This is a genomic window from Bradyrhizobium sp. WYCCWR15520, assembly GCF_056174665.1.
Genome location: NZ_JBWBWM010000005.1, coordinates 110,365 through 122,728 on the forward strand (window position 1 = coordinate 110,365; position 12,364 = coordinate 122,728).

The window sequence follows — 12,364 nt, forward strand, 5'->3', positions numbered from 1 at the left end:
CTAGTGGCCGAGGATGGCCTTCACCTCGAGATATTCTTCAAACCCGAAGACCCCGAACTCGCGACCGTTGCCCGACTGCTTGTAGCCGCCGAACGGCAGGCTGCGGTCGAAGGGAGCACCGTTGAGGTAAACACGCCCGACGCGGATGCGATTGGCGACGGTGCGGGCGCGGGCCACGTCCTTGGACTGCACAAAGCCCGCCAATCCGAACGGCGTGTCATTGGCGATTTCAATCGCCTCGTCCTCGCTGTCATAGCTCATGATCGACAGCACCGGGCCGAAGATCTCCTCCCGCGCAATCTTCATCTGCGGCGTCACATCGCCGAAGACGGTCGGGCGAACAAAGTATCCGCGGTTGACTTCGGCGGGCCGCCCGGTTCCGCCGGCCACCAGCGTCGCCCCCTCGTCCACACCTGACTGGATCAGATCCTGAACTTTTTGAAACTGCGCCCGGCTCACCAATGGTCCCATGGTGGACGCGGGGTCGAGCGGGTCTCCCAGACGAATCGCATCAACCGCTTCACGCGCCGCCGCGAACGCCGCATCCCGCTGCCCACGCGGGATTAGCATGCGCGTGGGTGACTGGCAGTTCTGGCCGGCATTCGTGTAACAGGCGTGAACGCCTTGCATCACGGCGGCTTTCAGGTCGGCGTCAGCCAGAATGATGTTGGCGGACTTGCCGCCCAGCTCTTGCGCGACGCGCTTGACCGTATCCGCCGCAAGCTTGGCCACCCTGACGCCAGCCGTCGTCGATCCGGTGAAAGACACCATGTCGATCCCCGGGTGGGCGGCGATCGCCTCGCCCACCGTGGGCCCATCGCCGTTGACGAGGTTGAAGACGCCCGCCGGGACACCGGCGGCGTCGACGATCTCGGCGAACAACATTGCACTGAGCGGCGCGATCTCGCTGGGTTTCAGCACGACGGTGCAGCCGGTCGCAAGCGCCGGTGCAGCTTTGGATGCAACCTGATTCAGCGGCCAGTTCCAGGGCGTGATCAGCCCGCAGACACCGATCGGCTCGCGGCGGACGATGCCGTTCCCCATCCGCTCCTCAAACTTGTATTGCGCAAGTACGCGCGCCGCTTCCTCGAAATGAAACAGCGCGACGGTCGCCTGGCGTTCGGTCGCAAACGTGATGGGCGCGCCCATTTCGAGCGTCATCATCCGCGCCAGTTCCGGCAGCCGCGCTCTGAAGCCTGCGATGATTTTCTGAAGCCAGGACAGGCGCTCTTCGACGCTTGTTACCGAATAGGCCGCGAACGCGCGGCGCGCTGCCTTGACGGCCCGATCCACATCCTGCGGCGAGCCCAGGCTGATCCGCGCGAAGATCTCCTCCGTTGCAGGGTTGACTATTCCCAGCGTCGATGGTGCAGCCGGATCGACCCAGGCGCCGTCGATGTAGAATTTCAGTTTTTCCATCGTTCCTTTTCCGTGACGCTATTCTGCGTGCTAAAGGTGCCTGCCCTCATCCACCGGCAGCACAATTCCCGTCGAACTGGTCAGGTTGACTATGCAGGCAATCACGGCCCTTGCGACATCGTCTGGCGTGGTGATGTGGGCCAGCGGCAATCTCTCGGCGGTCTTCTGCAACTGTTCGCGGGTACGGCCGGCGACAAAATCCGTATCCACGCCGGCCGGCGAGACGGAGAACACGCGGATGCGCGGCGCCAACACCTTTGCCAGCGCGATCGTGAGCGCGTCGACGCCCGCCTTTGCGGCGAGATAAGCCAGGCTGCTCCCCAGCCCTGTTCGCGCCGCGATGGACGAAATGTTCACGATGACGGCTTCGCTGCCGCGCTCCAGCATGGGGCGGAAGGCGCGAACCATCGCGAACGGACCGCGCAGGTTGAGCGCAACGGTCTTGTCGAAGATCTCGTCCGTTAGTCCCTGGAGATCATTGGCAGGTACTGGTGTCGTGGCGCCGCCGCAATTGACCAGCACGTCGAGCCATCCGTACCGCTTGTCCACGGCTGCCGCGGCCTCCGCGATGGAAACCGGATCGTCGATCGCGATGCGCATGGCGAGATGCCCCTCGCCTTGCAGCCCACCGATCACTTCTTCGGCCTGCGCGCGGCGACTGTTGTAGCCGACCACGACAGCAGACCCCATGGCAGCAAGGCGCGCCGCGGTGGCCCTTCCGATACCACTATTGCCGCCGGTGACGAGCGCTACCCTCGGAATCGACAGCGCAGGAATTTCAATGCCCGTCATGTGCAGCGATCTCGTTTCACTGCATCGCGATCTTTGCCGTCTCGATTACGGGACGCCATTTGTCGCGTTCGCCGTCGATAAACGCCTTAAGGTCTTCCGACGAACCTCCGACGCCTTGCAGCGAGTTTTGTTCGAGGATTGCCTTGCCCTTGTCGCTCCTGAGGAAGGCGTTCACCGCCTTGTTCACCTTTCCCACAATGTCGGGCGGCGTGCCGGTCGGAGCCACGATTGCGTACCATGCGGTCGCCTCGAAGTTCTTGAATCCCGCTTCCTGCACGGTCGGCACATCGGGCAATTGCGCCACGCGCTGGCTCGTCGTCACCGCAAGCGCACGGATCTTGCGATCGGCCACCAGCGGCAGATAGGTCGGCATGAAATCCATGGCGACGTCGACCTGTCCCGACAGCAGGTCCGTGATCAGCGGCGCCGAGCCGCGATACGGCACATGCGCCATCTCCACGCCGGCAAACTGCTGGATCAACGCCGAGGTAATGTGTCCGAGAGTGCCGTTGCCGGGATGGCCGACATTGACCTTGCCGGGATTCTGCCTGGCATAGGCGATCAGCTCGGGGAGCGTCTTCGCCGGAAAGCCTGATGTCGCCGTGATCATCATCGGAGATTTGGCGACGAGGATGACCGGCATGAAATCCCGCTCGGAGTCGTAAGCCAGCCCCTTGTACATCAGCTTGTTGAGCGCGATCGGCGCCGGCGTGCCGAACAGCCATGTGTAGCCGTCGGCAGTCGCCTTGGCGACCGCGGTCCCACCGAGATTGCCGCCAGCTCCGGCGCGATTGTCGACGATGAACTGCTTGCCGAAATCCTCGCTCAGCGCGTGCGCAACGGCGCGTGCCAGCGTATCGACAGCGGCACCGGCCGGGAACGGGACGATCATGGTGACCGGACGGTTCGGCCATTCCTGCGCGACGGCGCGGTGAGATGGCGCAATGGCAAGTGCAAGGCCGAGAAGGCCGAAAGCTAGCAGGCGCATGTTTCCTCCAAGCTGTGTGCTCGTGTCGCGTTCACGCAAGCACTTATTCTCCGGCAAACCTGTCGAGGCCCTTGCGGCCCAGCCATTTGGACAGTTCGTCCGCGACGGCTTCGTTATTGAGATCGGCAAAGGCGATATGCGTGTTGCCGCGCAGGCCCGCATCGGGGAGCAGCAGAACCTCGCAGTCCCCGCCATGGCGATTGACGATATCGCAGAAGGTCCGCGCCACCTTGATCGACGTCGCCCAGATAGGGCGCGTATCGGTGTAGTCGCCGAACACCATCTGGATCGGAAACTTCGTCAGCTTCTTGAATTCGGCCAGCGGCACGGAATTGGGACCGAACGGCGCATCCGGCTTCGGCTCGGGCCCCTCACCTTCCGGAAAGACGAAGCCCGGGGTTTCATAGGCGACGATACCCTTCATGTTGTCGCTCCTGGCCTTGAGCGCCGACAGCAGTGCGCGCCAGCCACCCGCGGAATTGGTGAGCGCGACGACGGGACCGATCTTGTCGATGGCCTGGCCGCCGGCCTCCGCCTGCAACAAGGCATTCTCGAGCGTGTCGAACTCGTCGTAACGCGCCCGCGTCGCCTGGTTCCAGGCTTCCTTGTCTGCCGTCGGAAACTGCAGGCCCGGATGCCAGCTGAGATAGTTCACGCCAAAGCGCCAGGCGGCAAAGTTGCGTTGATCGAAGTAATCCGGCGTGTAGGTGATCGGCTCGCAGCTCCAGTTCGCGCGACCGACGCGCGGGCCGTCCCAGAGGTAAACGGGATACCCCCTGCGCAGGAATATGCTCTTGTAACCCTCGCCGCCGTCCCATCGGTTCTCCCACACCTTGGTGCTGGAGCTATGCCACATGATCAGGCCGACGCTGCGCCGTTTCGCCGGGATGAAGTATTCGACGTAGCCATGGTCGCAGGAGAGCGTCTGGCTGGGATCACCGGGTTTTGTGATGACCTTGCCGCCCACTTCATACGCGCCGATCGATTCCAGGACGATCGGTGGCTTTCGGTTCTCCTCGGCGACGGCCGTATGGCTTGCTGCAGCGAACAGTAATGCGCCCCCCGATGCCATGATCCGCGACATGATGCGGACCATCGGTGCGGCGCCGTCGCGATCTCCCCGACCCATGATGGCCTCCTCCCCTTGGCGCGCGCCGCTATTCGCGGTCTTTGCGCTTGTCCTCGCTAGGCGGCGTCTTGCGCAGCCGACTGCATCACCGGAAGATTCAGGAACCGCGCGGCGTTGTCGCTGATGAGTTTTTTGATCGCCGGCCGCGGCATCTGCAGATCGAGCAGGATCTGCGTGATGCTGCGGAAACCATCGACCGGCCGCTGCGATCCCTGCAGCCCGAGGTCGGACGACAGAATCGTGTTGTCGACACCGGCCACTTCGATCAGGTGCGCGAGATCATCCGGGCTGTACTTCAGGGATTTGCCCTCGATGAACATGCAGATCGAATGTTCCATCTTGACGCCGATGGCGACGAGTTGGCGGATATCAGCATCACCGCAGCCGACGATGTAGGTCGGATGGTTCACCATCATCTTCTTGACGCCGCGCTGCGCCGCCTCGTCGAACAGAACGTGTAGTTCGCTGGCCGGCAGGTGACCGCCAGCCAAAATGATGTCCGCCTCGGCGATGAGATCGATCACCTTTTTCGTATCGTCCGTGAGCTTGCCATTGGCGTCGAGCGCCGAAAGCGGGATCGGATCGAGCATCTTCTGCGAGGTCTTCGGAAAGGTCTTGTTTCCGGCCGCCATCGCCTTGATATGGTTCGCTGCCGACAGCGTCGGCATCCAGACGATCTTGCCACCGAGCTTGATCGTATGATCGACGGCGTGCGGGTTGATGCCGCCCGACGCATTGTTCAGCACGATGCCCGAGAACAGTTTTACATTGGTCTCGGGGAACAGCTTCTCCAGCAGGATCGCATGCGGCATGCCGGCATAGAAATGATCCTTGAACAGCACGGCGCGGAATTTCGCCTCCGCTGCATCGAGCAGTTCCTCGTGATGATCGAGAATGCGCGGCATGGCGGCCGGACCGCTGTGGCAGTGCAGGTCGATCGCCCCGACCAGAAGCTCGGCGACTTCCGTCGCCCGCGACAGCGGCGGCAGCGGTACGGTGGTCGGATAGGACGCTTGCGTGTCGGCCATGGTCAGGGCCCTCTCTAGTTGAACGTGTCAGGCAGCGGATTTGCCGGCAGCGGCCTGCGCTGGCATCGGATAATCGTCCTCGTTCAGCACCCAGCCTGGCTTGGCCGAAAAATCCAGCCGCGGCGGGCAGAAGATGTCGACGAGAATGTTGAGCTTGGGATCGACGGCCTGCGAGGTGTGAATGGAGGGCGGTGGAATCACGGCGATGGAGGGCGATCCGCAGCTTTCATGATCGTCTGCGCGCCACTGCGCCATGTCAGTCGTCCATGGCCAGCGCAGGTGATGAATGAAGGTGCCGGCCAGCGCCAGCGAGCATTGCTCGAAATCGTCATGGTGATGCGGCGACATCTTGCTTGGATCGCGCGGACCGTTCTTCGGCTCGAGGAAATTCACCATGAAGGTCGAGCAGCGGAAGATCCGGCCGAACCGGCCCGGCGTCGCCGCGACGTCGAGGCTATAGGTCCGGATCTTCGCCCCTCCTGCGGCCTCCGGCCACGGCTCGAACGGCGGCAGATTGGGATGCGGCGTCGCATAGGAAGCGGCGTTCGAGCAGCGCTTAGCGAGATCCTCCGATCGCGTCGTCACCATGCGCACCACCTTGGCAGCGCCGCGCAACGTGACGGAGCTTGCGCCCGCCGGCACAAAGCTGATGGAGTGGCCGCCAATGACCTTGCGTTCGTTACCCCACACGATCTCGGCGCCCGCACCGGGATCGGGAAGCAGCACGACATATTCGTCGGGCTGGCTGGTTCGGCTTAGCACCGCGCCCTCATCGGCCTCGCTGTAGGCGATGATGAAGTTCTGGCCGCGGGCATACCAGATGCGTGCGCCATTTTGATTCTCGGCCGGCGGCGTTTCGTAGAACTTTGCGTATTCGGCGCCTGCAAATTGGGTGGCGGCGGGCTTTGTGCCGACGGGCGAGGCGGCGAGCGCAGCGCGTGGATCAGAGCTGTGATACATGCGAACCATCCGTGGTTTTGACGAGGGTGTTGAAATCGGTCAGCGTTTGCGCCGCGGCCCGGCGCATCTGGCCTTGATCCGACGAGATGATGAAGGCGCTGGCGCCGAGCTCGGCGAACTCCCTGGCTTCCGCCGCGCTTGCGACCATCACGCAGACCGGCTTGACGGCCTTCTTCGCCGCGGCGATGATCCTGATGACCGCGCCCTTCACGGACGCGTCGGCCGACGATTTGGCGCCGAGGGCGACGGTGAGATCGCCGCGGCCGATGAAGAAGCCGTGGATTCCTTCGACGGCGGCGATGGCGTCGATCTGGTCCAGCGCTTCCGGGTCCTCGATCATCGCGATCGCGCAGACCGATGCATCCTGTTCGTCGACGAGAGACCACATCGGCGTGCCGCCATAGGCACCGGCGCGGGACGAGCCGGAATAACCGCGCCGTCCGCCGCGGTATCGCGCGGCGGCGGCAACCCCGCGCGCCTTCTCGACGGTAGCTACGTGGGGCACCAGCACACCGGCCGCGCCGCAGTCCAGGCAGGACAGGATCTTGGCCGGATCGTCCGACGACACCCGAACGATGCCGGCGAGATTGCTGGCGCGCGCGGCCAGCAGCATGACATCGGTCATCGCGCGATCAATCGGCGCGTGCTCCTCGTCGATCACGACAAAATCATAACCGAGCGCGCCAAAAATCTCGATCGCATGCGTGGTCGGCGTCTTGATGAACGAACCGATGACAGCCTGCCGCGCCACGAGCCGGCGGCGGAACGACGAAAAATGCGGCCTGACGATATCTCCGGACACGGTTGTTCCTCCCCGGCCATCTGCACGGGCTGCCTTCAGTGGGCAGGCCAGCGTGGCGCTTGGCGAAAACCATTGCAGGGAGGACGCCGGTCGGCCATAGCTATTCCGCCGCGTTCCACCAGGTGGAAATCCCTGATGCCGCTCAAGTCCGACACGGTTGAAGCCGCCTCGCGCTCGCTCCTGCTGCTGGAGGAGCTCAACCGCCACCGCGTCACCTCGATCGACCGCCTGCACAGAGCGACCGGCTTGCCGAAATCGACGGTGGTGCGATTGATGAAGTCGCTATGCGCGATGGGCTATGCCGCGAATGATCGGCGCCAGGGCGGTTACGCGGTTGCTTCGCGCGTCAAATCGCTGAGCAACGGCTTTCACGGCGATCCGCTGGTGGTGGAGGCCGCGCGCCCATGGGCGATCGCCTTCACGCGGCAATATCACTGGCCGATCGCCATCGCCGTGCTCGACAGGAGTTCGGTCGTGGTCCGCTTCAGCACGATTCCCGACAGCCCGGTCTCGCCGTTTCACGGCACGCTCAACACGCATCTCAGCCTGCTCGGGCGGGCGCTGGGGCGCGCCTATCTGGCGTTCTGTTCCATCAGCGAGCGCTCGATGCTGCTCGACATGCTGGCGCGGTCGCAGGAGGCGGAAGACAAACTCGCGACCGAGCGCAAACGCGCACTGGCGATGCTGACCGCGATCCGCAAGCAAGGTTTTGCCGAGCGCGACCCGATGGTCGAACCGCGCTCGTCGAACACGATCGCTGCTCCCATCATCATCAACAGCCGCGTGCTCGCCACCGTCGGCATGACCTACTTCACCTCCGCGCTCGACCGCACCGACATCGTCCAGCGCTACGTGCCTCTGGTGAAGGCGCTTGCCGACAACATCGCCACAAGTGTTTCGTCGTTGCAGGAGTAGCGGTGGCAGGAGTGGGCCGCCGCGATCAATCAGTCATCGGGCAACATGCCGTCACTCACACAGCTTCGATGCACGCTTCCATGATCGTGTCGATCTCGGACTTCGAGAGAATCCCGATCTCGGCGATGAATACGATCCGTGTCCGCGGCACCCCGGCGGCCGGTTCCCCGCCCGGCGCCAACGTCGCGCGCCCGCCGGCGAGCTGAAACACCATCAACCGCCCCGGCTGCTCCACCGTCTCGAATACCCCCTTCGCCCGAACGAGCTTCGGCGCCAGCCGACCGATCGCGTGCTGCAACCGCGGCAGCGATACCAGTTGTTCCGATGTCCAGCTCAGCGTTTCGAACCGGTCAATCGCCGGTCGTCGCGGCCCTACCTCACGCGGCGTCGGCGCGCGGTCGACGTCAACAGGGAACAGCAGCGCTGCCGGGACTTCGCCATGCAGGGCATCGACCACCACTGCCGCCGGATGCAATGCGCGGATCGCCTCGCGCAGTTGCGCGCGACGCGCCGCGTCTGCCAGGTCTACCTTGCTGAGCGCCACCACGTCTGCCGCCCGGAGCTGTGACCGCAACAGCGCGTCGTCGTTCAATTTCCCCGGCGGCGTCGTCGCGTCCACCACGCACAGTACCGTTTCCAGCGGCGCCTCGCGCCAGATCAGGGGATCCATCAGGTTGCGCACGATATCGGAGGGATCGGCGATCCCGCTGGTTTCGATCACGATGAATTCCGGCGGCGGATCACGCCGCAACAGGGCGGCGAGCGTGCGCAAGAGATCGCCTTCCAGCGAACAGCAGATGCAGCCGTTGCTCAGGCTGACCACCCCGTCGCTGGCGCCCGCGATCAGCTCCGCATCGATGTTAACAGCGCCGAAATCGTTGACCACGGCGGCGATCCGCCGCCCCGCCGCATTCGCCAGCAGGTGGTTCACGACCGTGGTCTTGCCCGCCCCGAGGAAGCCGGTGATCAGCAGGACTGGGACCGGCACAATCAGCCTCCGTACAATCAGGCTTGGGCAACGGGCCGGCGCACCGGCCGCCCGGGCCTTGCCGCCACGTCCAGCACGCCGTCTGAAATCAGCGGCTGGCCGCTGACCACCAGATGCCGCACGCCCTCCGACGGGCGGTTCATCGCCGAGAAGGTCGCCCGGTCGGTCAGCGTTTCGAAATCGAACACGACAATGTCGGCATCCGCGCCCGCCTGCAGCCTTCCCTTGGCGCGCATGGCGGGCGTGCTGCGGGAAAGGATCTCCGCCGGGATCAGGGCGCATTTGCGGATGCCTTCCAGCAGCGACACCGCCCGGCGCTCGCGCACCCACTCGCGGATGAAACGGGTGAAGCACCCCGCCGACCGCGGATGCGAGGTGGCGTCATCAGGCAGCGGCCAGGCATCGCCGGTGTAAACGCTGCCGTCCGACAGCGTCCACGGCATCGCGTCGGACGCGATCGCACCGCCGGGATACAGCACCGATATGTCCAGGAGGTCGCGATGGTGCGGATTGTTCTCCGTATCCAAGATGTGCCACAGCACCAGCGTGGAGGGCTCCTCCGCCTGCGCCGCCAGCAATTCCTTGCGGTCGCGGAAGCGCCGCCCGTCGGTCACCCGCTGCACCGAATCGTAGCCGGTGCCGTTGCGCTCCACGAATTCGGGGTCGCTGAAGAACGCCGCCGCCAGCACCGTCGAACCGGTGCCATAAGGATAGGCCTCCACCGTGATCGGCAGGCCCTGCGCCTGCGCCTTGGCCACCAGCACGGCGCAACGCTCCACGTCCGTCTTGCTGGAAGAGTTGAAGTGGCAGATATGCATGTGCGCGCCGGTGGCGCCGGCATAGCCGATCAGGCGGATATAGGCCTCGGCGGCGCTTTCCGGGTCGATGCGGGACATGTAGGCAACGTGGGTGAAGGTCGCCACATCATGCGCTGCCGCCAGTTGGCACACCGCGGTCAATTCCTGGACGCCAGCGCCCGGAGCATAGGCGTTGAGAATGCCGATGCCGATGCCGCCCTCGTTCAGTCCGTTGGCAAGGCGCTCGAGGATGCCGGCCACCTCGGTGTCGCTGGCCACGTTGTCGATCCAGCGGCGATCGCGCATGGCATTGCCGAACGCCTCCAGCGAGCTTTCCGTATTGGAGCCGGTCATCGCGCCGATGCGCGCGAACGCCCAGTTGGCGGCGGCGCCGTAGTTCAGCACGCGTCCTTTATCGGCCTGGCGCCGATACCAGGATGCGACCGGCAATACGCCGGCCTCGAGGTCGAGCGTCGTCGTCACCCCGTCGAACGCCTGCATGCGGTCGGCCGGGATCGACTGGCCGTGCGCGTGCAGGTCGATGAAGCCGGGCGCCACCACCAGCCCGGTCGCGTCGATCACCCGTTCGGCGCTGCCGAGCCCGGTGCCGACAGCGGAGATCTGGCCATCCAGCACCGCCACATCGCCAATGGCGTCCATCCCGCTGGCGGGATCCACCACCCGGCCGCCACTGATCACCAAACCACCCATATCGCCACTCCCGTATGCAAAGACCCCCGTCCGGCAGGGCCGGCAACAGCTCCGCAGGCAAAATACGGGCCGTCTCGATCCCAATAGAGCCAGATTTTCGGACCGACGACCACCTCCGCTGACGCTGGCGCATCATGCGTATTGTTCCCGCATCCCGCATTTCATCGCGAAGGTATCCTCTGCAGATCGATCGCCGACAGCGGCATCGCTTCGCCAGGAAGGCGGACGGGAAGATTTGAGGTTAGCGGTCCAGCAGCGGGAAAAAGCTGTAACTCCGTTACCACATCGGCGAGTTCAGTGTTGCTGTGTTCGCGGCGCTACAGACTCGGCGGCCAACATCGGCAAGTGTGCCTGCGGGGGAGTTAAAGCGGCGCGGTCGGTGCGGACTCGTCGAGGGCCTTGGGGCCTAACCTCTACGAGTCCGCACGCTGCTTTTTCGAGCACGCGCGACGAATTTATTGGTTCTTGTTGTTGGCTCTTGCAAAGAGCGGAGTGATTGATATGAGCAAACGTCCCACTGCGGCTTCAGCAGATTTCAACTTCATCAAAGCCTATTACGAGCTGAAGAAATTACGAGAAGACATTGAATGCATCGAAAGAGCGTCGCGGCCGCCCCAGGATCAGTCGACAGTAAGCCGGCGCGATACGCCGAAAGGCGATGATCGCATTCAAGAGGTTTTGCGGCCTTAGCGCACCCAACCTGCACTCCCGCACGTGGGAACGCAATGCGGACCGCCGGCAGTTCCGCGGCGCTATTGCTGCACATTCTCCGCGACGGCATGCTAAACCACCGGCATGTCTGAAATCCCCACCTATGACGGGCAGCCGCTGCCGTTCGAGCAACTCGCGAAAGCGATCGCGGAACGCCGGTCTACCTATGGCCGCGCCAGCGGACTTCGCATCGATCGCGCCGAGCGCGGCGAGGCCTGGTCCAGCCTGCCCTACCAAACCGTCTTCGCCGGCGACACGGAAACCGGCGTGATCCACGGAGGCGTGGTCACCGCCATGCTCGACGAGAGCTGCGGCATGGCCGTGCAGCTGGCACTTGACGGCAGCCGCGCGATCGCGACGCTCGACCTGCGCATCGATTACCAGAAGCCCGCAAAACCCGGTCTCGACATCAAGGCGCATTCGATCTGCTATCACGTCACGCGTTCGATCGCCTTCGTGCGCTCGACCGCCTATCAGGAGACCGAGCAGGATCCTGTCGCGACCGCCGCCGCGTGCTTCATGGTCGGCGCCAACCGCACCAACATGCTGCAGGACAGGGAAGCGCATGAGGTGCCTGTCCTCGATTGCCCCAGAGATGCTTCCGGTCCATTCGCCAAAAGCCCGTTCGCCCGCTGCCTCGGCATCCGCCTCACTGAGGACGGCGTGCTGCACATGCCGTTCTCACCAAAGATCATCGGCAATCCGGTCCTGCCCGCCATCCACGGCGGCATAACCGGCGCCTTCCTGGAGACGACGGCGATTATTGGTGTGGCACGCGAACTCGGCATTGCAACGCCGCCAAAGCCGATCGGCCTGACCATCAACTATCTGCGTTCGGGACGCGCGCTGGACAGCTTTGCGAATGTCTCGATCGTCCGACAGGGCCAGCGCATCGTCGCGTTCCAGGCACAGGCGTGGCAGGACGATGCGGCGAAGCCGATCGCGACGGCGTTCGGGCATTTCAAGCTGAGACGGTCGGCGGAGAAGGATTAGGAAGCTGTGCTTCCGACATGCGCGATCCCAAAATATCGAAAACAACCCCATGCAAAGTAGCAGGCGGCCGCCGCCATCCGAAAAAGCAACTTGACGCGTCGGGCAAATCAGCGGCATTTCTTCATCATCCC

Annotated in this window: 12 protein-coding genes; 3 read left to right on the plus strand and 9 right to left on the minus strand. The window is 64.0% G+C overall.

Going from position 1 to position 12,364, the window contains the following annotated elements:
* Genes AC0QUY_RS07285 through AC0QUY_RS07315 form a run of 7 tightly spaced genes read right to left on the minus strand, consistent with a single transcriptional unit; the run spans position 1 to position 7,118 of the window.
* The gene (locus tag AC0QUY_RS07285) at positions 1-1,419 is read right to left on the minus strand and encodes an aldehyde dehydrogenase family protein (RefSeq protein ID WP_475386321.1); all 1,419 of its coding nucleotides are present in this window, start codon (positions 1,417-1,419) and stop codon (positions 1-3) included.
* A 30-nt stretch (positions 1,420-1,449) separates the two neighbouring features.
* Positions 1,450-2,211: an SDR family NAD(P)-dependent oxidoreductase gene (locus AC0QUY_RS07290; protein ID WP_475386322.1), complete on the minus strand. Its 762-nt coding sequence runs from the start codon at positions 2,209-2,211 to the stop codon at positions 1,450-1,452.
* 16 nt (positions 2,212-2,227) lie between these two features.
* A complete protein-coding gene (locus tag AC0QUY_RS07295; RefSeq protein WP_475386323.1) occupies positions 2,228-3,199 on the minus strand; it encodes a Bug family tripartite tricarboxylate transporter substrate binding protein in 972 nt (323 codons plus the stop codon).
* A gap of 43 nt (positions 3,200-3,242) precedes the next feature.
* Positions 3,243-4,328: an alpha/beta hydrolase gene (locus AC0QUY_RS07300; protein WP_475386324.1), complete on the minus strand. Its 1,086-nt coding sequence runs from the start codon at positions 4,326-4,328 to the stop codon at positions 3,243-3,245.
* 56 nt (positions 4,329-4,384) lie between these two features.
* The gene (locus AC0QUY_RS07305) at positions 4,385-5,356 is read right to left on the minus strand and encodes a DUF6282 family protein (protein WP_475386325.1); all 972 of its coding nucleotides are present in this window, start codon (positions 5,354-5,356) and stop codon (positions 4,385-4,387) included.
* 27 nt (positions 5,357-5,383) lie between these two features.
* On the minus strand, positions 5,384-6,316 hold the full coding sequence (locus AC0QUY_RS07310) for a cupin domain-containing protein (protein ID WP_475386326.1): 933 nt from the start codon (positions 6,314-6,316) through the stop codon (positions 5,384-5,386).
* On the minus strand, positions 6,300-7,118 hold the full coding sequence (locus tag AC0QUY_RS07315) for an HpcH/HpaI aldolase family protein (RefSeq protein ID WP_475386327.1): 819 nt from the start codon (positions 7,116-7,118) through the stop codon (positions 6,300-6,302). Before AC0QUY_RS07315 ends, AC0QUY_RS07310 begins: the two co-directional genes overlap by 17 nt.
* A 135-nt stretch (positions 7,119-7,253) precedes the next feature.
* On the opposite strand from AC0QUY_RS07315, the gene AC0QUY_RS07320 reads away from it, so the two are divergent.
* Positions 7,254-8,033 carry a DNA-binding transcriptional regulator gene (locus tag AC0QUY_RS07320; protein ID WP_475386328.1) on the plus strand — a complete coding sequence of 260 codons (780 nt, stop codon included), beginning with the start codon at positions 7,254-7,256 and terminating at the stop codon, positions 8,031-8,033.
* 55 nt (positions 8,034-8,088) lie between these two features.
* Here AC0QUY_RS07320 and AC0QUY_RS07325 read toward each other — a convergent pair whose 3' ends face one another.
* Together AC0QUY_RS07325 and AC0QUY_RS07330 are read right to left on the minus strand one after the other, a co-directional pair.
* Positions 8,089-9,021 (minus strand): CobW family GTP-binding protein, encoded by a 933-nt coding sequence (locus AC0QUY_RS07325; protein ID WP_475386329.1) that lies wholly within the window; start codon positions 9,019-9,021, stop codon positions 8,089-8,091.
* A gap of 17 nt (positions 9,022-9,038) precedes the next feature.
* Complete coding sequence (locus tag AC0QUY_RS07330) at positions 9,039-10,529, minus strand: amidohydrolase family protein (RefSeq protein WP_475386330.1); 1,491 nt, start codon at positions 10,527-10,529, stop codon at positions 9,039-9,041.
* A 501-nt stretch (positions 10,530-11,030) separates the two neighbouring features.
* Here AC0QUY_RS07330 and AC0QUY_RS07335 point away from each other — a divergent pair.
* Positions 11,031-11,219 (plus strand): hypothetical protein, encoded by a 189-nt coding sequence (locus AC0QUY_RS07335; protein WP_475386331.1) that lies wholly within the window; start codon positions 11,031-11,033, stop codon positions 11,217-11,219.
* 105 nt (positions 11,220-11,324) lie between these two features.
* Positions 11,325-12,233: a PaaI family thioesterase gene (locus AC0QUY_RS07340; protein WP_475386332.1), complete on the plus strand. Its 909-nt coding sequence runs from the start codon at positions 11,325-11,327 to the stop codon at positions 12,231-12,233.
* Positions 12,234-12,364 lie beyond the last annotated feature (131 nt).